Origin of the sequence: Pseudoalteromonas sp. L1 (assembly GCF_021728095.1) — a bacterium.
Taxonomy (GTDB): domain Bacteria; phylum Pseudomonadota; class Gammaproteobacteria; order Enterobacterales; family Alteromonadaceae; genus Pseudoalteromonas.
In genome coordinates this window covers 74,013-95,430 of the sequence record NZ_JAKKCT010000006.1, presented here as the reverse complement: position 1 = coordinate 95,430, position 21,418 = coordinate 74,013, and the positions used below count along the sequence as shown (strand labels likewise).

The following is a 21,418-nucleotide window of genomic DNA, read 5'->3' as shown; positions in this document are numbered from 1 at the left end:
AGTTTGCAAGAGGACACAGATTATGAAATTCACTAGAACATTGATTGCAGCATCACTTGCTGTTGTTTCTGCTGACAGCTTTGCTGCAGCCTTCCAATTAGCAGAGCAAAACGTATCAGGCTTAGGCCGTGCCTATGCTGGTGAAGCAGCGGTTGCTGATGATGCGTCAGTAGTAGCGCGTAACCCTGCACTTATGTCTTTATTTAAAACTAAGCAAATCTCAGTTGCGGGTATTGCTGTTATTCCAGATGTAAGCTTAGAAGGTGAATCAGCTGCATACGGTTTAGATGAGAATGTGCTTGATGATAGTAGCATTGCTCCTTCAGCATTTATCCCTGCGGGTTATTTCACAATGCCATTAAACGACAAAGTATCGTTAGGTTTTGGTGCATTTTCTAACTTCGGTCTTTCAACAGAGTTTAATAATAATTACGCGGCAGGCTCAATTGCTGGTGAAACTGAAATCGTTACAGTTAACATGAATGCAAGTGCATCATATAAGTTCAACGAACAGTTCAGCTTAGGCCTTGGCTTAAACTATGTATATGCCGATGCGAAAGTAGTTCGTAATGCGGGTGTTAATCCACTTGGTGTACCAGCAGAGACTGAAATTGTTCACCTTGAAGGTGATGATTACGGCTTTGGTTGGAATATTGGTGCTATGTATCAATTAGACGAAAACAACCGTTTTGGTTTTAACTACCGTAGCGAAACAGACATCGACTTTGATGGTGAGTACGCAAATGGCTTACCTGCTGCATTTGGTGGCACTGCGGGCGTTAAAGTACCAGGTGCACTTGAGTTAACGCTTCCAGCTATTGCTGAGTTTTCTGGTTCACACCAGTTAGATAAAAAACTAGGCGTACACTACAGCATTCAATGGACTGGTTGGGATAGCTTCCAAAAATTAGAAGCTTATGTACCAGGTAACGAAGCACCAGTATTTAGAAAAGAAGAAAACTTCTCTGATGCAATGCGTTACTCTATCGGTACAGACTATCAGTACAGCGATGCATTACTTCTTCGTGCCGGTATTGCTTACGATGAGTCACCAGTTGATCAATCTCACTTATCAATCTCTATTCCTGATACAGATCGTTTCTGGTTCTCATTTGGTGGTAACTACGCATTTAGTGAAAACTCAAATGTTGACTTAGGTGTGAGTATTCTTCGCGGTAAAACACAGAACTTTACAGAAGAAGATAGCTTTGCAAAAGCATTAGGCCAAGAAGCATCATGGGACTTTGAATCGAAAGGTCACGCAGTGCTAATTGGTGCTCAGTACAACTACACGTTTTAATAGTGACGCGACGTAAAGTCGCTGCTATAGAGCATTAAAAAGCCGCGCTATAACATTGTTATAGCGCGGCTTTTTTGTAAGCGCGAATAAATCGCGCTTTATATATGCTGTTATAGACTTTCGATTTTCGCTTTTTGCGCTAATAGTTTGTCTTTCGCATCGGTAAACTCAGCCAGTTTAGCATGCTCTTTAGCAAGCACGGCTTCTGGGGCGTTATTTACGAACTTTTCGTTAGCCAACTTGTTTTGAACCTGTGCTAAGCCTTTTTCTGCTTTTTCAAGCTGCTTCGCGATACGAGCTAATTCAGCTTCAACATCGATTAGGCCAGCCATTGGGATCATGATCTCAAGGTTACCAACATACGATGTTGCGCACGCAGGTGCATCTTCTTTGTTATCAAGAAGCGTGAACTCTTCAAGCTTAGCAAGCGAAGCTAAGAATGCTTCGTTTTCAGTTAAACGTCGCTTGTCTTCATCAGACGCATTTGCAAGTAACACAGATAGTGGCTTACTTGGGCTGATATCCATTTCACCACGGATGTTACGGATCGCAAGAATGAATTGTTTAACCCATTCAAGGTCGTCCATCGCTTGACTATCAACATTTGCTTCATTGTACACAGGGAAGCCTTGTACCATGATGCTGGTGTTGGCTGTTTCGATGCCCGCAAGCGGTGCAACACGTTGCCAAATCGTTTCTGTGATATAAGGCATCATTGGGTGCATTAAGCGCAGTAAGCTTTCTAGTACTGTGATTAGGGTATGACGTGTACCACGTTGCTGTGCTTCGTTACCTTTAAACAATACTGGTTTAGTAAGTTCTAGGTACCAGTCACAGAATTGGTTCCAAGTGAACTCATAAATCGTGTTTGCTGCTAGGTCAAAGCGGTAGTTTTCTAAGTGCTCTGTGTAGGTTTTAACAGTTGCTTCAAATTGGCCTAAAATCCAACGATCAGCGAGTGAGTACTGTTTTTCAGCATCTGTAGCGAAACCACAGTCTTGCTCTTCTGTATTCATTAATACATAACGGCTCGCGTTCCATAGTTTGTTACAGAAGTTACGGTAACCTTCAAGGCGGTTCATATCCCAGTTGATGTCACGACCCGTTGATGCCATTGCTGCAAGGGTGAAGCGTAGCGCGTCTGTACCGTGTGCTTCGATGCCGTTTTCGAATGTTTTACGAGTGTTCTTTTCAATCTTCTTCGCTAGTTGTGGCTGCATCATATTACCAGTGCGCTTTTCAACTAGGCTTTCAAGATCGATACCGTCAATCATGTCGATAGGATCAAGTACGTTACCTTTCGATTTAGACATCTTATCGCCGTTTTCATCGCGGATAAGGCCAGTGACGTAAACGGTTTTAAATGGTACTTGTGGCTTGCCGTCTTCATCTTTGATGAAGTGCATGGTCATCATGATCATACGAGCAACCCAGAAGAAGATGATGTCGAAACCTGTTACCAATACGTCAGACGGGTGGAAAGTTCTTAAATCGTCGGTGTTTGCAGGCCAACCTTGCGTTGAGAAAGTCCAAAGCGCAGACGAGAACCACGTATCTAAAACGTCTTCATCTTGCTTAAGTGCAACATCATCAGCAAGGTTGTTATCGCGGCGTACTTCAGCTTCGTCACGACCAACGTACACGTTACCTTCGTTGTCGTACCAAGCAGGGATGCGGTGACCCCACCAAAGCTGACGTGAAATACACCAGTCTTGTACGTCGTTCATCCACGAGAAGTACATGTTCTCGTATTGTTGAGGAACAAATTTAATGTCGCCATTTTTAACTGCTTCTTTTGCAGGCTCAGCTAGCGGTGCTACGCGAACGTACCACTGATCAGTAAGAAGAGGCTCAATCACTACGCCAGAACGGTCACCGTAAGGTACTGTTAAGCTGTGATCTTCAATTTTTTCTAATAGGCCAAGTTCTTCAAATTCGCTCACAATCGCTTTACGTGCATCAAAGCGGTCAAGGCCGTGTAGGCGCTCAGGGATTGGCGCATCTAATTCAAGCTCTTTACCGTCGAATGTGTAGCTTTCGCCTTCGCTTAATACCGCAGCATCTTTGTTGAAGATGTTGATCATAGGAAGCTGGTGACGTTTACCTACTTCGTTATCGTTAAAGTCGTGGGCAGGCGTGATTTTCACACAACCTGTGCCTTTTTCCATGTCTGCATGCTCATCGGCAACAATTGGAATACGACGGTTTACGATAGGCAGTAAAATGTCTTTACCGATCAGGTCTTGGTAACGCTCATCATCAGGGTTAACCGCAACACCTGTATCACCTAGCATTGTTTCAGGACGTGTTGTGGCAACAACGATATAGTCTTTACCGTCATGTGTTTTTACGCCATCAGCAAGTGGGTAACGTAGGTTCCACATGTGACCTTGTTTGTCTTTGTTTTCAACTTCAAGATCAGAAATAGCCGTGTGAAGTTTAGGGTCCCAGTTAACTAGACGCTTACCACGGTAAATTAAATCTTCTTTGTGAAGACGTACGAATACTTCTTTAACCGCTTCAGAAAGGCCTTCGTCCATTGTGAAACGCTCACGGTCCCAATCTACAGAAGCACCTAAACGACGTAGTTGTTTAGTGATTGTGCCGCCAGAGTGGTTTTTCCATTCCCAGATTTTTTCGATAAATGCTTCACGGCCAAGGTCGTGACGTGTTTTACCTTCTTCAGCAGCAAGCTTACGCTCAACAAGCATTTGTGTTGCGATACCCGCGTGGTCAGTACCTACTTGCCATAATGTGTTGTTGCCTTGCATACGCTTTAAACGCGTTAGCGTATCCATGATGGTATCTTGGAACGCGTGGCCCATGTGTAAGCTACCCGTGACGTTTGGTGGCGGAATCATGATTGAGTAAGCGTCACCTTGGCCAGACGGTTTAAAGTAGCCTTTTTCTTCCCAGTCTTGATATAAAGACTGTTCAATATCTTGCGGATTGTAGGTTTTATCCATTACACAGAACCTTAAATAAATGCTTAAATGTCAATTTCTTGCGTTGCAATATGGGCGCCCAGTTGGCGAAGCTTTTTAAACCGCTCACGGGCGGCTTGTTTAGCGTTAGGCTCAACGGGGACAAAATCAAAAACCTGCTGAAAACGACGAATAAAATCCGGTAGGTGTTCAGCTAAGTTGATTAATATTTTTCTGTTGCCGACAGGTGGAGTCATACCAATTTCAACCGGAGCGCCACCTTTGGGGCCTTCACCTTGTAGGTTGTGTGGTATAAAGCTATCTGGCTCAAATGACCAGATGATGTCGTCGATTGTGTGGGCCGTGTCAGTGTTATCGGCGTAAATAAATACGCGATGACCAAGACGATACTGATCTGCTGCTATTTTTGCGGCAAGATCAAAACATGCTTTATCAGCTTGCTGGCTGTTACCATCTTGTTTTAGAACGTAAAATTGTGCGTTCATGCTCATTGTGACTTTCGTCCCCACAGATACACAGATCAAAGCAGAGATTTTGACATAGAACGCGTGTTGCTTCAATTAATAAGGCGCCATTTGGCGCCTTATTTAGGGTTAGTTGTAAGCTTGCGATAAGGCTTAGTCGTGACTTGCTTCACTCACGCCTGCGCGGTTCAGTAAATACTGAGTCAGCATAGGTACCGGACGACCGGTTGCACCTTTGTTTTTACCGCCGCTGCGCCATGCTGTACCTGCGATATCTAAATGCGCCCAGTTATATTTTTTGGTGAATTTAGATAAGAAGCATGCAGCTGTAATCGTACCTGCAGCACGACCACCTAAGTTGGTGAAATCAGCGAATGGGCTTTCAAGTTGCTCTTGATAGTCATCCCAAAGCGGTAGCTGCCATGCACGATCGCCACTTTGCTCAGACGCTTTAAGTAGGTCATGGGCAAGAGGGTTGTGGTTTGATAGTAAACCTGTGGCATGTGAACCCAGCGCAATAATACACGCGCCGGTTAGCGTTGCTACGTCAACTACGGTATCAGGGTCAAAACGCTCAACATAAGTGAGTGCATCACACAGTACTAAACGGCCTTCGGCATCGGTGTTTAACACTTCAACTGTTTGACCCGACATAGTTGTTAAAATGTCACCAGGGCGATAAGCATTTGAGCCAGGCATGTTTTCACAGCCCGCTAAAACACCGACAACGTTAATAGGTAACTGCATTTGCACTAATGCGCGCATCGTACCAATAACACCCGCTGCACCACCCATGTCGTATTTCATTTCATCCATGGCTTCGCCTGGCTTGATTGAAATACCACCTGAGTCAAAGGTTAAGCCTTTACCCACTAACACGATTGGCGCTTGATCTTTGTCGCCACCTTGATAGTTAATTACCGACATAACCGATTCATTTGCGCTGCCACGGCCCACTGCTAGGTATGAATTCATGCCCAGCTCTGCCATTTTTTCTTCGCCGATAATATCAACCGTTACATTATCGAAGTTATCAGCAATTTCTTGTGCTTGTTCACCTAAATACGCTGGATTACAGATATTTGGTGGCATATTGGCAACGTCTTTACATAATTTGCTACCCGCTGCGATGGCTAGGCCATGCTCAATTGCACTTTCGCCAATCGTTAACTCGCGACGTGTTGGTACGTTAAAAACGATTTTACGTAGTGGACGGCGAGGGTCGCTTTTTTTACTTTTCAGTTGATTGAAGGTGTATAGGCAATCTTGTGTTGTTTCAACTGCTTGACGCACTTTCCAATAGGTGTCACGACTTTTAACATGTTGCTCTGTTAAAAAGCATACCGCTTCCATCGAACCGGTTTCGTTTAGTGTATTAATTGTTTTAGAGATGATCTGTTTATATTGCTTGTCATCTAACTCACGTTCTTTACCACAGCCAACCAGCAATACACGTTCGCTCAGTACATTAGGTACATGATGTAGTAATAATACTTGCCCTGGCTTTCCTTCAAGATCACCGCGGCGAAGTAAGTTAGAGATATAACCATCGCTAATTTTATCTAGCTGCTCACCAATGGGGGATAAACGACGTGGCTCATAAACGCCAACTACAATACATGCGCTACGTTGCTTTTCTGGACTACCACTTTTTACGCTAAATTCCATTGTCACTCCTAGTGTTGAGTCATTTAACCTTTAAAAATAAGGGCAAGAAATTCATTTTTTAGTCCTTTCTTACATTTTTTAGTTTATTAATACTAATATTAGCTCATAAACTATGACTCTATTTACGTGTTTTTGAACTTTATCTTATTGTGAATATCAATATCACATAATTGAGGCCATCTGTACCATTTATGCAAGATTATATGTTCTTGCTAGGTATGATATTTCACTATGATGGCATATAATAAAGTGAGTAAAATAACTAGTTTACTCAAAATTTCTTACTATTCCAGTGAAACACGATGTTTAACAGGGGCGAGCATTGCTAATTTTTCGTTATTTGACCACTGAAGTCTTAAAGTCGCAGGTCGCCGTATTTCTAACTTTGATGACCATTTTTGTGTCACAAAAGTTTGTTGTTATTTTAGGGGATGCCTCCGAAGGGGGACTTCCTGCAAAACTTGTACTATCCATGATCGCGCTAAAGCTCCCTCAGCTTGCCTCGCTTATTCTACCTCTAAGTATTTTCTTGGGGATTATATTAGCCTATAGCCGCATTTATGCTGACAGTGAAATGACCGTGCTTAAGGCATGTGGAGTGAGTGAGTGGTATGTGGTACGTGTAACACTTATTTCAAGCGTGGTTCTTGCCATACTAGCGGGTGTATTAACCTTATATGTTGCTCCGTGGGCAAGCGAACAAGAATACCAGTTAAAAGAGCAGGCAAAAGCGGATGCCGGTTTATCAGCACTAAGGGCGGGACGTTTTCAACAAACCGGTAACGAAAAAGCAGTCGTGTTTATTCACAACATCGAAAATGGCGGTAAAGAGCTACATAAAGTATTTGTTGCGCAGTTACCTGATCGTGAAAAAGGTGATTTAGCACGTTTAGTTTATGCAGAGCGTGGTGTTGTTATTGAACAAGAAAATGGCGAGCAACAACTTGTTCTTAACGATGGTAAGCGCTACGAAACAGATGGCGAGTCAGCTGCTTTAAATCTAACAGAGTTTGATGGTTACAGTGTACAAATTCAAGATCAAGAAATTGAGCACCAACGCCGTAAGCTAGAAGCGGTTCCTACTTTTGATTTATTTAAAATGAAAACTTCTGAGGCAATCGCGCAATGGCAATGGCGTATTGCTATACCGCTTTCAATACCTTTACTTACTTTGCTAGCAGTGCCTTTAAGTGTTGTTAATCCACGCCAAGGTAAATTTGCTAAACTAGTGCCTGCGATCAGCTTATATTTGGGTTACTTTATTTTATTAAATGCGGCTAAGTTTGCAGTTGAAGATGGCAAAATCCCTCCTTCAATAGGTCTTTGGTGGATTCATTTATCAGCATTATTCATAGGTGGATTATTGATTATTAAGGGTCGCCCACTTGGCGCTTGGTTAAAGGCTGTTGTGACTAAGCGGGAGTTAAGCGCATGATGAAAACACTCGATTGGTACTTGGGCCGCAGCATTATTCAAACAACAGGTTTTGCATTAATGGTGCTGGTTGGTATCAGTACGTTAATAAAGTTTATTGAGCAGCTTAAATCGGTTGGTCGTGGTAGTTACGATATTGCGACTGCACTTATCTACACCTTGTATAGCATGCCGGGTGATTTAGTTATATTTTTTCCAATGGCTGCGCTCATTGGTGGTTTAACAGGACTGGGGGCACTGGCATCAAATAGTGAGTTAGTTGTTATGCAAGCTGCGGGAATGTCGCGCTTGCAAATTATTGCCTCTGTAATGAAAACCGCTATGTTCATGGCTATTTGTATGATGGCCTTAGGTGAGTGGGGTGCGCCAGAAGCGCAGTTAAAAGCCAAAGAGATACGTAACCATGCTATTTACGGTGGTGATGTATTTAGTGCTCAGCAAGGTGTATGGGCAAAAGATGGTAGCAATTTTATTAATATAGAAGACGTTGATCAGCAAGGTATTTTACGTGGTGTTCATATGTATCACTTCGATAAATCTTTGCAATTAACGCAAATCACTAAAGCTGAAGAAGCAGTTAACCGTCAAGATGGTTGGCTACTTCGCGATGTAAATAAAGTGAAGATCACGCCAGAAAAAATCACCACAGAACAGCAAGATGAAGAGTTTTACGACTCACAGCTGACGGCCGAAAAGTTGGGGGTAGTATCTGTAAAACCAGAGTCACTTTCATTTACAGGGCTTTGGTCTTATTTAAGTTATTTACAACAAAATGAGCAAGACACAAGTACATATGAGCTTGCGTTGTGGCGTAAATTTATGCAGCCGATATCTATCGCAGTAATGTTATTAGTGGCTTTATCGTTTATTTTTGGCCCGCTACGCACAGTAACTATGGGCGCACGCATCATCATGGGTGTTATAACGGGGATCACTTTTCACCTAACAAACGAAATTTTTGGCCCTGTTGTCATGGTTTATCAAATACCTGCCGTAATAGGAGCCGTGTTGCCAAGTATCTTGTTTATTGGTTTTGCAACCTATTTATTGAACAAACGAGTGTAACACTCAGCACAAAAAAAGCGTGGTTTTGAAGCCACGCTTTTTTTGTGCTTGTATGTAGCTTAATCTAATGAGCGATAAATGCGCTTGTTTTCTTCTTTTGTAAGCGTGATCACTTCTGTTTTAGCTACATAATCTTGCAGTGCCCGCTTATTTTTAAAATCAATTAATACCACTAAATTACCCAACCCCAGTAGTGCGCTAATTGCTCTAAGAGCGCCCTGAGGCCAGCTTATTAGATTACCATCGAGTGTTTGTACTTTTAAACGCCATGCGCGCATACCAATCGTTTGGCCACTTTTAGCCCAAAAATAGCTAAAGAAAGCGACACTCACTAATACCAATAAAGCGCTGCGAATCCCATAAAGAAGTGGCGAGTTTTGAATATAAGCTGAGACATCTTCTGCATCTCCAATAGCTAATATGTCTAGCGAAATTAAAGCTTGAATAGCAAGTAGATAAAGCACAGTTGTCAGCATCGCAAAAGCAATGACAACTAATGTATCGTAGATTAAAGAAGCAAAACGGCGCCAAAAACCGGCACGTGGAAACTCAGCTGACATAGACAATCTCATCCAATTAAATTGCGCCGTAGTTTAGCAAAGTACTCACAAAACAAGAAATACTTAGCGATTGTTTAGTAATTCGACAAACAGGTCTGACCTGCTATAGTTGAGAAAATAATAAAAAGAGCACACACAATGTCTATTTCAAAAAGTGAAACTCATCATGTTTTTAATCAGCCTCAACCATTAGAAAACTATAATGTTTATCAAGCCGATGATGTTTTGAAATATTGGCAAAAGCAATTTTCAGGTCAGTGGGGCACTGCGCATCTAACGGCATTTGGGGAGCAAGTGGGTGGTACACTATTAAAAGCTGGATTCTTAGCAAACAAGCACTTACCTGAACTAACGACTCACAGTCGGTTTGGCGAACGCATAGATCAAGTTGACTATCACCCGAGTTACCACCAATTAATGCAGCATGCTATTGAGCAAGGGCATTGCGCTTTACCTTGGCAGCAAAAAAAGCCTGGCAGTCATGTAGTAAGAGCTGTAATGGCGGTGCTGCACAATCATGCAGATCCAGGCTCAGGTTGCCCCCTAACCATGACCTTTGCCAGTGTGCCAGCGATTGCCAGCCAAGCCAATGTGGCACAAAAGTGGCTGCCAAAAATACTTTCAAAGCACTACGATGGCGGCAATAAACCTTGGTTTGAAAAACAAGGTGTTACTATTGGTATGGCAATGACCGAAAAACAAGGTGGTTCTGATGTGCGTGCAAATACTACAAAAGCTGCGCCATTAACGACTGCTGGAGCAGGTGAGCTTTATAGCTTAGAGGGGCATAAGTGGTTTTGCTCAGCGCCTATGAGTGACGCATTCTTAGTGCTTGCAAATACGGATGAAAAACAACTCTCATGCTTTTTAGTGCCTAGGTGGCTCGAAAATGGCGAAAAAAATGCCATGTATATTCAGCGCTTAAAAAATAAGTTAGGTAATCAATCGAACGCCAGTTCAGAAATAGAATTCAGGGGTGCGCATGGTTGGCTTTTAGGTGAACCAGGACGAGGTATTGCTACTATTATTCAAATGGTGGCACTCACTCGTTACGATTGTATGTTAGGCTCGAGCTCGTTAATGCTTCAAGCTGTAAAAGAAGCGATATGGCATACCGCTGGGCGAAGTGTATTTGGTAAAAATTTACACCAACAACCTCTCATGTTAAATGTACTGGCTGATTTAGCAATCGAGGCTGAAGCTGCTTTGGCAATCTCTATGCGTATAGCTCATGCCCTTGATAATCAAAATGATAACAGTGAAGTGTTATTGGTTCGAAGTGCCACCGCGATTGGCAAATACTGGATTTGTAAGCGTGCTATTCAACATACCTATGAGGCGATGGAGTGTATTGGAGGCGTGGGTTATGTGCAGGACAATGTCACTAGTCGTCTTTATAAAGAAGCACCGGTTAACTCTATTTGGGAAGGTTCAGGTAATGTACAGTGCTTAGACTTATTACGCGTTTTTAAGCGTGAGCCTGAGTCGTTAAAAGCACTTATAAATGAACTTGAGAAAGCGCGAACACTTAACGAAGAGTTTGCGATTAAACTTGATGAATTAAAGCTTATGCTCAATGAAGCTAAACACATGGAAATGCATGCTCGGCGTATAATGGAGCACCTAGCACAGCTTTGGCAAGCCGCAACCTTGCTACAATTTGGCGAGCCAATTATCGCTGATGCGTTTGTTAAAAGCCGCTTAAAAGGAACAGGGTTTTCGCAGTATGGTTGCTTGAGCCACGAGATTGATTGTGAGGCTATCGTCCTGCGAATGATGCCAAAACATCAAAGTTAATAATTTGTATATTAATTGTTCGGTTGAAAGGGCAAGACGAATAAAACGCTTGCTGCCATACCCATTCTTTGTATAATGCTTGGCATAGAGACAAAGGCAGTAAATAAGCTTTTGCTCTAAAGTGGTTTTTCTTTATCTTCTCGTGTTTAGAAGGTGAAAGAAAAATGAAGCCAGTATGATGGAATTGGTAGACATGACGGATTCAAAATCCGTTGCCTTCGGGCGTGGCGGTTCAAGTCCGCCTACTGGTACCACTTTTATGACCTCAGCAGTTTTGCTGGGGTTTTTTTATGCCTGAAAAAGTAGTGTGCGGACTTAAGCGCCACGCGGGGCGAGGCACTAAAGCAAGTAAAAGTCCGCCTACTGGTACCACTTTTGAACCCTAGCCAATTGGTTAGGGTTTTTTTATGCCTGAAAAAGTAGTTTGCGGACTTGAGTGCCACGCGAGGCGGGGCACTAAAGCAAGTAAAAGTCCGTCTACTGATACCACTTTTATGACCTCAGCAGTTTTGCTGGGGTTTTTTTATGCCTGAAAAAGTGGTGTGCGGTCTTAAGCGCCACGCGGGTGTGGCACTAAAGCAAGTAAAAGTCCGTCTACTGGTACCACTTTTGAACCCTAGCCAATTGGTTAGGTTTTTTTATGCTAGTAAGAAAATACAGTGCAAGCCTATTTGTGACTTTCAGATAGCTTCAGAGCTTACCAGCTAATTTTTTCTCACGCTCGTTTTGTTCTATTTATAAACGAATAAATGTAAACGGTGCTTAGTATTTTAATAACCTTAAAATAAGTGTGCTTATTTGTATGCAAAGTAATCGTTTTAGACTAGGGTAGCATGGTGTTTATACTCATCTTATATTACAATTTGCAGCCTGAAGTTTAAGTGAAGTCAATCACTTAGTGCACAAAATCGGTAGGGTGGCAAAGCGTGGGGACATACGACTTAAAGCGTATCGTTGAAAGTATATCTAATCTTAAAAGTGAAAACTTTTATAATGCAATATGCCTTTCACTGTCGGAAGTACTTGGTGCATCTCATGTTTTTTTAGCCCAAGTTGATGAATCGACAATGCATGCATCAACAATTGCACTGGCTGCGTATGACGAAATAGTGGATAACATTAGCTATGATATTCGCTGTACTCCATGTAATGATGTTAGGTGTGGCGGCATTTCAAGCTACAGCTCGGGTGTGCAAGCATTGTTTCCAGATGATCGCCTACTCGTAGATATGGGAATTGAAGCTTACGTCGGTGTGCCATTACAAAGTTTATCAGGTAAAACCGACACGATTTTAGTGGCTCTTTTTCAGCATGAGATAGGTGATGCGCTTCAGGTTGAATCCTTTTTTTCTTTATTCACAGGCTTAATTCAACGTGAAATAGATAAAGATCGCTTTATTGCTAAGCTAGATTTTGCAAATCAACTTATAGAACAAAGCCATGAAGCAATTTTTATTTGTAATAAAAATGTCGAAATCACTTACGTAAATACTGCCTTTACAAAAATGACGGGGTATACCCTTGATGAAGTGCTAGGGCAAAACCCGAAAATATTAAGCTCCAACCAACATGATCAACATTTTTATCGCGCTATGTGGCATCAAATAGATAAAAAAGGTAAATGGTCAGGGGAGATAACAAACAAAACGAAACAGGGTACTCTTTACACTCAGTTTTTATCAATCACTCAAATGCAAACGAATGGTGAAATCTGTTATGTCGCGTTTATTCTCGATATTACCGAGAAGAAGGAAGCAGAACAAAAAATCTATTTTCATGCTAACCATGATCAATTAACCGGCCTAACAAATCGCTTCTATTTCAAAGAGCGCATATCCGAGTTAGTTTCTTCGTTGTCCTATCAAGATGAAGAGAGTACTAATTTAGCGGTTATTTATTTTGATGTAGATAAGTTTCAAGATATTAATACGGTTTATGGCTTGAGCTTTGGTGATAAGGTGTTGTGCCAGCTAGCCGAGCGATTGGAAAGCAGCTTTAAAGAATGTGCTTTTTCACGTATTGATGGTGATAGTTTTGCCGTACTACAAACTTATCAGCAAGTAAGTGAGTTAGAGCTTGTATGCAAGCAGGTTTCAGCCTTGTTAGTGGAGCCTTTTTTAATCGGTGGGATTAGCCAACAAGTGTCGGTGACGTTGGGAGCGAGTACGTATCAGCAAGCAAAATCAATATCATCACAAGACAAAGTTGAAAAAATCGCTCGCCGGTTAGTGAGGCAGGCAGAGTTGGCCACGTTAAACGCCAAGCAAGTTGGTGCGCCGTTCTTGCACTTTTGCAAGGAAATGGATGATAAAGTAAAAAAGCACAACTTACTGGTTGAGCAATTAACTCAAGCTGTTAAGAATGATGAGTTAGAAGTCCACTTTCAACCTATTATCGATGTTCAAAGTAACACGGTTGCAAAGTTTGAAAGTCTAGTTCGCTGGTGCAATCAAGGGCAGTGGGTATCACCCGCCGTGTTTATCCCATTAGCTGAAGAGTCTCGTGTGATCATTGAATTGGGTGAGCTTGTTCTTCGAAAAACGTGCCAACAAATAAAATATCTAGAAGCACAAGGCTATAATCAATTTGTATTCAATGTAAATCGCTCGTTGTTTGAGTTTACTGAGTTTAATCCGCACCGCAACGCATGGCTTGAGATCATTACTGAACAGAACGTCAATCCGTCACAAATTTCTTTTGAATTAACTGAAAGCGTGCTTGCTCCAGAAAATACTAATCACCTTGAAGTATTAACTCAGCTTAAATCTGCTGGCTGTTTAATCTCTTTGGATGACTTTGGGACTGGTTACTCGTCGTTGAGTTATTTACGTCGTTTTCCTGTTGATGTTTTAAAGCTTGATAAATCATTCATTGACGAAATACATACTAACTCAGGTGATGAAGCATTGGTTAAGTCGATAATACAAATGAGCCAAGTGCTTGGTATTAAAGTGGTTGCTGAAGGTGTTGAATTGCAACAACAGTTGGCAGTTTTGAAAGAGGCAGGGTGTGACTTTATTCAAGGTTATTATTTTTCAAAGCCTCTTCCAGGCGATGAAATACAAGCATTTTTAACACAATTAACTAGAGAGCATTGACTATTCGCGGTATGATTTTGCCATTACGAAAAGAGCACATTGATGTATGTCAAAATTAACCGCAAAGCAAAACATTCAAGCGATTGTCGCGGCTATAAAAGTTGAAGAGCAGCAACTTAGAGCACGGTATCCAGTGTTGCAAAAGCAAAATGGCATTGCGCTAGGTATTTTATTTTTATCATTATTTGCTCTAGTTGGTGTTGCGCTACTTTATTATTACGCATTCATTCCCGCTTGGTTGTGCATTATTTTAGCTGCTTTTATAACCTCAATATCCCATGAACTTGAGCACGATCTCATTCATAAGCAATACTTTAGCAAACAGCCGCTTATACATAATTTTATGATGTTAACAGTGTGGTTAATGCGCCCAAATACGGTAAACCCTTGGTATCGGCGTAAAATTCACTTACACCATCACAAAGTTTCAGGAACCGAGCAAGATTTAGAAGAGCGTCTTGTTGGCAATGGTATCAAAAACCCATTTCTAAGAGCGGTTGTGATCAGTGACGGGCTACTTGGTTTGCTTATTAATAGTCAACGCTTTAGTAAAGAAATTAGAGGTTTTAAGTTTTTGCGAGTATTTAATGCTGGTTTTCCAATCGCGACAGCATACTTTGCTATTTTATATGGCCTGATTGGTTATTATGGTGTGCAGTTTTTTAGCCCTTTCGCCTTACCAATATGGGGCGTTCACTTGCTTGCTGGTGCTGAATTTCTCATGGTTGTTCTTATCTTGCCAAATATCATTCGCTCGATATCACTTAACCTTGTTACCTCTTCTATGCATTACTATGGTGGAGTTAACAATGTACTTGAGCAAACACATGTTATAAGTAGCCGTTGGTTTTTACCATTTCAATTGTTTTGCTTTGACTTTGGGCGCACTCACACTATTCATCATTTTGTGCCCAATCAACCCTTTTATATTCGCCAGTTAATTAGTAAAAAAATACGTCCTGTTATGAAACAGTACGGAGTACGCTTTAATGATTTAAATAGCATCAAGCTGGCTAATCGATACCCAGTAAATAAAGAGGGAGTTTAATATGCACATAACCGGTCGTTGTCATTGCGGTGAAGTAACATACCGCGCTGAAGTTGATGAAAATAAAGTGATTAATTGCCACTGCACTGACTGTCAAATTATCTCGGGTGCGCCTTTTCGTACTGTGGTTGTATCTAAACCTGATGCGGTGACTTTCACAGCAGCTGCACCAAAAGAATATATAAAAATTGCCGAAAGTGGCAATCAGCGAGCACAAGGGTTTTGTGCTAACTGTGGTACGGCCTTGTACGCTACTTCAGTGGGCGAAGGCGAACGTGTTTATGGCTTACGGCTCGGTGCAGTAGAGCAAGCCGATGAGCTTATTCCAAAAGCCCATATTTGGTATCGCTCACACAAGCCTTGGCTAGATAACCTAAGTAATATGAGCGCCTTTGAAACCACACCTAAATAGCTGCGATTTTATTTTTACTGTTGGCCGATAGTGATATTTCGGCCACTTAAGTAACCAAACAAAGCACACAACAGACTTGATGCAATACATAGCCAAAGTGCTCCGGCCCAACTATTAAAGTAGCTATGTAGCGCGCCTGCAACAATAGGCCCTGTTGCGGCTAATAAATAACCGATACATTGTGCCATCCCAGAGAGTGCCGCCGCTTGTAGTGCATTGTGCGTGCGTAGGCTGACAAACGATAAACCCAAAATAAAACAGGCACCTGAACAAAAGCCTAAAGTAATAGACCAAAGTAAGGCAAAGCTAGGCGTAGTGAGCAACCCGAATGAGCAAAGTGCGCCTAATAGGGCAAGGCTTAGCGTAAGAATGCGTTGATCTTTTAACTTTGCAAGTAATGGAATAAGTACAATACCTGGCAGCGCAGAAGCAGCTTGGAAAGCGCCTTGTAGTGCGCCAGCATGTTGCGCACTATGGCCACCTTCAACCAGAATGCTCGGTAACCAGCCAAGCATGATATAAGTGAAAAACGAGTTAAAGCCGAGTAAAAGTGTTATTTGCCATGCCAATGACGAATGCCAGACTCTATTTTGTGTCGCATTCGATATTGATGTTTCTTTGGGCATGGTGTGCTGTCTAAGTTGTGGTAACCAAACTAGCACAGCAAGTAAAACTAACAGCGCGTAACTTGCCAGTGCTATCTGCCAGCCTAGTTCTTTATACTCTGCAAGTGGAATGATAAGTGTTGAGTAGCTGCCACCAAATATACCCATTGCCAACACGTAGCTTGATGTCATCACTGCAACTTTATGCGGAAAGTCACGTTTAATCAGGCTTGGCAACAAAACATTACCAATTGCAATACCGACCCCAATCACTGCGGTGCCTATAAACAAAATATTGGCAGAATTTATGATGCGTGACATCACGCCTGCGCCTATCAAGAGCAGGGCAATAAACAGCGACAGCTCAAGGCCACATTTTTTTGCAAGCCCAGCAGCCATCGGAGAAGCAACCGCAAAGGCGATGAGTGGTAATGTAGTCAGCATACCCGCTTGAGAAGCAGTTAAGTGAAACTGCTCAATTATTTGTTCGAGTACGGGAGCAATGCCAGTAATCGGCGCGCGTAGGCAAGCCGCAATCAGAAAAATGCCTAGCACCAATAGCGCTTTGTTAATTAGGTTTTGAGAGGATGACACGCTGTTTAGCCGATTAGGTAAAAGTTATTACTATCATACCTAATTACTAAACAGCGTGTGTCAACTATGAGACAGCTAACAAAATAATGCGGTTACTTAAAACTGGTAACTTGCTGATAACATTGCATTGCGTGGCCGACCTGGAAAGTAACGGTCACCGCTAAAGGTTGTGTAGTCAGCGCGCTCTGCATAATGTTCATCAGTAAGGTTATTAATTCGCGCAGTCACTGTAAGCTTAGGAGTGAGCTGCCATGCGGCTCTTAAATTAACAAGAGAGTGGCCTTCATAGCTGTGCTGATTTTCGGGGTCTGTAAAGTAGCTGCTAGTGGTATGCAGCTCAAGCCCAATACGTGTCATGTCGTTTGCTTGCCAAAGTAGCTGCAAGTTTGCGATGTTACGTGGTGCGGTATCAATAAGATTGCCATTGATATTAACCCCACCGAGCATTTGATTGTAACTGTAAGTGTGCTTGGCATGGCTCGCGGCAAACTGCATCGATAGGCTTGATGTGATGGCATAGGCAAGTTCAAGCTCAATTCCACGATGTTGAGTTTGACCATCATTGACATAATAAAAATCACTGTCGCGGAAAATTGTGTTCTTTTTGTTCATGGCGTAAATGCTCAATACATAATGCAGCTTTGCTTGTTGGCCTTTTAAACCAAGCTCTAAGTTTTTAGCTATTTCAGACTTAAGATCTGCCACATTTTGTTCGCGTTGCAACTGATAAAGCTCAGCCGCTTGCGGTGCTCGGTAACCTTCAGAAGCATTGGCGTAGAAAAACTGGTTATCAGCATATTGATAGCTTAAGCCAAGCTTCGGTGAAAAGTTAGTAAAGCGATTAACACCACTTGCAGGGCGAGAGTAGCGACACCCGCCCATTGTGCACTGTGTTCCGTCTTCTTTAGTGCGTCCAGCGAGCATTTGATTTTGATGATCATAGCGCATACGTTCGTATCTACCGCCAAGGCTAATGAGTAAGTCATTCAATTGCCAGTCAAGGTTAATGAAGGGCGCCAATAAGGTACTTGTTACTTGATAATCGTAATGTTTTCCTTGAGGGACTGTAGCAACTAAGAATGCTGAGCCTTCAGTTGGGCTATCTTGATATTGTAAAAAATCAGCATCAGTAAGCTCACCATCAAAACCCATAGTTAAATGACTTGAATCACTTAACTTATGTTGCCAACTTGATTGCAAACCAACACCTTGCTGGGCATTTTCTTCAAGCGGTGTACCTGGTAAAAAGTGTTTAAAAAAGGTCATGCTTTGGTCGCGAATATAAGGTGTAAACGTAAAGGTATTATTCTCATCCCTAGACCAATTTATTTTTGACCATATACGTAAAGAACGTGCTTTACGAAAGGCGTCAGGGTTTGGGTTTGATTGCGCAATATCCTCATCCTTATAGCTTTCAAAGCCCTCAATATAACCTGCTGTTTGTTGATCTAAGTGGGTGTACGTCAAGCCACTATTAACTGTTAAGTTTGCACCATCGAAACGGTGGCGTAATGATACTTTTTCTTGGTCAACCCCTTCGTCATCTCGATAGCCAGTATCGCGCGTAATACTGGCATTGATGCCAAAACCTTGTTGACCAAAATCATGGCCAGAACCTAGTTTGTAACGAGTGTAGCCAAACGAGCCGTAATCAAAACCAAATCGGTTATGATCGTAGGTCGAATCAGGGGTGATCACGTTGATCACCCCATGCACTGCATTTGAGCCATAAAGTGCAGAACCTGGGCCTTTTAATATCTCAATACGCTCGGCCATTTCTGTGTGTGCTTCGAATAACTCGTTAATGTTACAAAAACCTGCAGCACGCAGCGGTATGCCATCTTCAGCCGTAAGTAAGCCACCGCATGCACCGGCACCAGAAAAAACAGGCGAACGTAGAGCGGGTAAATACTCTTGGCCATTGCCGTGTTGAAGATTTGCACCAGCAACTTGCTTAAGGGCTTGTTCAATATGGGTTGGTGCAATGAGTGCTAATTGCTGTTTTGAAATATTACTCACAACAACGGGCAGAGGATCGGCAAGCACCTCTGTGCGAGAGGCAGTTGTCGTAATATGCTCAAGTTCAGTTGTCGCTGCATATGACTGTAAACTTAAAAGTTGTAAGCCAGTGAGTGCTGGGAGGAATAATAATTTCATGAACGCCCTTAGGTTAATTACAACAAAAAATAGAGGGTAACTGCTTTTTGAAGTAGGTAAAAGTATTCGAGGTTAATGGCCTTACTTAAGTAATGTTCCTGCGATTGCTATGAAAGGGATATTTGATTCAAAAAGAGCAACAATAAGTATCAGAGCGCAGTTTAAGTTTAAAGAAGTGTAAATGTTGGTTTTTTAACTTGTTGATATGTAAGTAGTAAGGTTTTTTAATTGTAATCCTTCATCTATGATTCAGTCGCAAACGTTAGGCTTTTGTAACAAGAGCAAACGTAGAGGGTCTCTATTATGAACAAAATAATTACTATCTCTTTGGCTGTGTTAGGTTTGAGTTTAATACCTGCAGAAGCAAGTGCTAGGCATGATCGTGATCATGATAGATATGAGCACAAACACGAACGTAAAAAGCATCATAAACACAAAAAGTACTATAAGTATAAAAAACATCATAAGCATCATGAACATTACGATAGATATGATCGCTATAGTTATCGTGACTTACCGCCTGGTCTTTATAAGAAAGTAGGGCATGGTGGTCGTTTACCGCCGGGTTGGTATAAACGCTACCATCATGGTGATATTTTAGACCGTGATATTTATCGTCATGGCCGAGTAATCAAGCGCCGTGATAGAAATGGCATTATTGCGATAGAAATTGACGATCGCCTTATTCATCTTGTTCACGATACGCGTGAAATTCTATCCATTGTTTCGCGCCACCGCTAATTATGTTTAAAGCCGCTTATGCGGCTTTTTTTATGAAATTTCACTGCGTGTTCAGCATTCATTGCTAGGCTTAAGAAGGTTAACTAAAAGGAGCATTCATATGAGAACGCTATTAATGGTTTTTGCTGTGGGTTTAGCTGTTATCACCACTGGTGTGCAGGCTAAAGACAAAGATAAAGAGAAAAATAAGGGAAAGAGCTTACCACCTGGCTTGGAAAAGAAAGTTGCTAGCGGTGGAGAACTCCCACCAGGTTGGCAGAAAAAATACCGTAAAGGAGATATCCTAGATCGTGATATTTATCGCCATGGGAAGGTTATTAAGTCTCGCGACAGAGATGGTCTTATTTCTATCCAAGTGGATGGGACAGTGGTACGCTTAGTTGAAGATACGCGAGAAATCATTTCTATTTTGAGCAGATAACTAAACGTGGGAGCAGTATGATTTATGTTTTAACCGGTGTGTTGACGCTATTACTTATCATCACCTTATTACCTATGTCATATTGCCAGCATTATTTGGTGCGAAGCTGTGACTTTGTTAGGTTACAAGTGTTTTATTTGGCGGCATTTTGCTGCGCAGCTTCAAGCTACTTAGTTATATCTCAATCGTCGTTTTTATCACTTAGCTGTGTATTCTTAAGCATTATTATTTTGCTACTACAAGGGAAGTGGATTTACCCTTATACACCATTTGCTAAGCAGGAGGTATTAGCCAGTTCCAAGGATGCTGAACACAGCATTCGTATTATGTCGGCTAATGTACTGATGTCTAATGAGCGCTATGAAGCGCTCATTTCATTAGTTAATAAGCACCAACCCGACCTACTTATTACGCTCGAATCAGACATCATTTGGCAGCAGCAATTAAAAGGACTTGAGAGCGATTACCCGCACCGAATATATTGCCCTAAAGATAATCGCTACGGAATGCATTTATACAGTAAATATAAAATAAAATGCTATCAAATTTGTGAGTTGATTGAAGATGATATTCCCTCAATTCATATTTTATTTGAAGACGCTGATGGCGTTGAAATGCAAGGGCACTTTATTCACCCCGCACCACCTAGTCCAACCGAAGAAGACAGCTCTCGTACTCGCGATACTGAACTTATTATTCTTGCCAAAGCACTCAAAAAGCTACGCCGTCCTTGCATTGTCGCCGGTGATTTAAATGATGTGGCATGGTCTCGTACAACGCGATTATTTATGAAGATTTCTGGCTTTTTAGATCCACGTAAAGGGCGCGGTTTCTTTAATACTTTTCATGCTGAATATTTCTTTATGCGCTGGCCGCTCGACCATTTATTTCACAGTAATGACTTTACGGTAAAACGCATTGAGCGATTGGCTAAGTATGGTTCAGATCACTTTGCTTTACTTACTGAGCTGGTTTATAAACCCAATGCGTGTAATCAAAAACAAACCGAGCGAATAGATGAAGATGTGGCAGTTGAGGAATTAAAAATGCCCAGTGCATCGAAGCACCAAGTTCCCATGTTCGATGATTAAAGCACTACTAATAGTAAG

The 21,418-nt window shown here is 41.9% G+C and carries 16 protein-coding genes and 1 tRNA gene; 11 read left to right on the top strand and 6 right to left on the bottom strand.

Features of this window, described 5'->3' with window-relative positions; translation table 11 throughout:
- Positions 1–22: 22 nt before the first annotated feature.
- Complete coding sequence (locus L3V38_RS17195) at positions 23–1,300, top strand: outer membrane protein transport protein (RefSeq protein WP_130150777.1); 1,278 nt, start codon at positions 23–25, stop codon at positions 1,298–1,300.
- Between the two features lie 110 nt (positions 1,301–1,410).
- On the opposite strand, the gene L3V38_RS17190 is transcribed toward L3V38_RS17195, so the two are convergent.
- The 3 genes from L3V38_RS17190 to pepA all read right to left on the bottom strand — a co-directional run bounded on the left by L3V38_RS17190 (position 1,411) and on the right by pepA (position 6,377).
- Positions 1,411–4,266, bottom strand: coding sequence for a valine--tRNA ligase (locus L3V38_RS17190; RefSeq protein WP_237120133.1), 2,856 nt, complete (start codon positions 4,264–4,266; stop codon positions 1,411–1,413).
- Positions 4,267–4,289: 23 nt separating this feature from the next.
- Positions 4,290–4,736 carry a DNA polymerase III subunit chi gene (locus tag L3V38_RS17185; protein ID WP_062570142.1) on the bottom strand — a complete coding sequence of 149 codons (447 nt, stop codon included), beginning with the start codon at positions 4,734–4,736 and terminating at the stop codon, positions 4,290–4,292.
- Positions 4,737–4,862: 126 nt separating this feature from the next.
- Positions 4,863–6,377: a leucyl aminopeptidase gene (gene pepA, locus L3V38_RS17180; RefSeq protein WP_130150779.1), complete on the bottom strand. Its 1,515-nt coding sequence runs from the start codon at positions 6,375–6,377 to the stop codon at positions 4,863–4,865.
- Positions 6,378–6,699: 322 nt separating this feature from the next.
- Here pepA and lptF point away from each other — a divergent pair, with 322 nt between their 5' ends.
- Both lptF and lptG read left to right on the top strand, forming a co-directional pair.
- The gene (gene lptF / locus L3V38_RS17175; protein WP_237120132.1) at positions 6,700–7,812 is read left to right on the top strand and encodes an LPS export ABC transporter permease LptF; all 1,113 of its coding nucleotides are present in this window, start codon (positions 6,700–6,702) and stop codon (positions 7,810–7,812) included.
- On the top strand, positions 7,809–8,876 hold the full coding sequence (gene lptG / locus L3V38_RS17170; protein ID WP_062570145.1) for an LPS export ABC transporter permease LptG: 1,068 nt from the start codon (positions 7,809–7,811) through the stop codon (positions 8,874–8,876). Before lptF ends, lptG begins: the two co-directional genes overlap by 4 nt.
- Positions 8,877–8,935: 59 nt before the next feature.
- On the opposite strand, the gene L3V38_RS17165 is transcribed toward lptG, so the two are convergent.
- On the bottom strand, positions 8,936–9,436 hold the full coding sequence (locus L3V38_RS17165; protein WP_237120131.1) for an RDD family protein: 501 nt from the start codon (positions 9,434–9,436) through the stop codon (positions 8,936–8,938).
- A gap of 138 nt (positions 9,437–9,574) precedes the next feature.
- Here L3V38_RS17165 and L3V38_RS17160 point away from each other — a divergent pair, with 138 nt between their 5' ends.
- From L3V38_RS17160 to L3V38_RS17140, 5 genes are all read left to right on the top strand, one after another.
- Positions 9,575–11,233 carry an acyl-CoA dehydrogenase family protein gene (locus L3V38_RS17160; protein WP_237120130.1) on the top strand — a complete coding sequence of 553 codons (1,659 nt, stop codon included), beginning with the start codon at positions 9,575–9,577 and terminating at the stop codon, positions 11,231–11,233.
- 169 nt (positions 11,234–11,402) lie between these two features.
- Positions 11,403–11,487 (top strand) — tRNA-Leu (locus L3V38_RS17155).
- Between the two features lie 672 nt (positions 11,488–12,159).
- Positions 12,160–14,331, top strand: coding sequence for a GGDEF domain-containing phosphodiesterase (locus L3V38_RS17150; protein ID WP_237120129.1), 2,172 nt, complete (start codon positions 12,160–12,162; stop codon positions 14,329–14,331).
- A 46-nt stretch (positions 14,332–14,377) separates the two neighbouring features.
- Positions 14,378–15,379 (top strand): fatty acid desaturase, encoded by a 1,002-nt coding sequence (locus tag L3V38_RS17145; protein ID WP_237120128.1) that lies wholly within the window; start codon positions 14,378–14,380, stop codon positions 15,377–15,379.
- A gap of 1 nt (position 15,380) precedes the next feature.
- Positions 15,381–15,791, top strand: coding sequence for a GFA family protein (locus L3V38_RS17140; RefSeq protein ID WP_237114845.1), 411 nt, complete (start codon positions 15,381–15,383; stop codon positions 15,789–15,791).
- Between the two features lie 14 nt (positions 15,792–15,805).
- Here the strand turns inward: L3V38_RS17140 and L3V38_RS17135 are convergent, their stop codons facing one another.
- Together L3V38_RS17135 and L3V38_RS17130 are read right to left on the bottom strand one after the other, a co-directional pair.
- Positions 15,806–16,951, bottom strand: coding sequence for an MFS transporter (locus L3V38_RS17135; RefSeq protein ID WP_237120127.1), 1,146 nt, complete (start codon positions 16,949–16,951; stop codon positions 15,806–15,808).
- A gap of 135 nt (positions 16,952–17,086) precedes the next feature.
- Positions 17,087–19,147: a TonB-dependent receptor gene (locus L3V38_RS17130; protein WP_237120126.1), complete on the bottom strand. Its 2,061-nt coding sequence runs from the start codon at positions 19,145–19,147 to the stop codon at positions 17,087–17,089.
- Between the two features lie 303 nt (positions 19,148–19,450).
- Here L3V38_RS17130 and L3V38_RS17125 point away from each other — a divergent pair, with 303 nt between their 5' ends.
- The 3 genes from L3V38_RS17125 to L3V38_RS17115 all read left to right on the top strand — a co-directional run bounded on the left by L3V38_RS17125 (position 19,451) and on the right by L3V38_RS17115 (position 21,400).
- Positions 19,451–19,888 carry a hypothetical protein gene (locus L3V38_RS17125; RefSeq protein WP_237120125.1) on the top strand — a complete coding sequence of 146 codons (438 nt, stop codon included), beginning with the start codon at positions 19,451–19,453 and terminating at the stop codon, positions 19,886–19,888.
- A gap of 100 nt (positions 19,889–19,988) precedes the next feature.
- Positions 19,989–20,309 carry a hypothetical protein gene (locus L3V38_RS17120; protein ID WP_237120124.1) on the top strand — a complete coding sequence of 107 codons (321 nt, stop codon included), beginning with the start codon at positions 19,989–19,991 and terminating at the stop codon, positions 20,307–20,309.
- 17 nt (positions 20,310–20,326) lie between these two features.
- Positions 20,327–21,400 (top strand): endonuclease/exonuclease/phosphatase family protein, encoded by a 1,074-nt coding sequence (locus tag L3V38_RS17115; protein WP_237120123.1) that lies wholly within the window; start codon positions 20,327–20,329, stop codon positions 21,398–21,400.
- Positions 21,401–21,418: the final 18 nt, after the last annotated feature.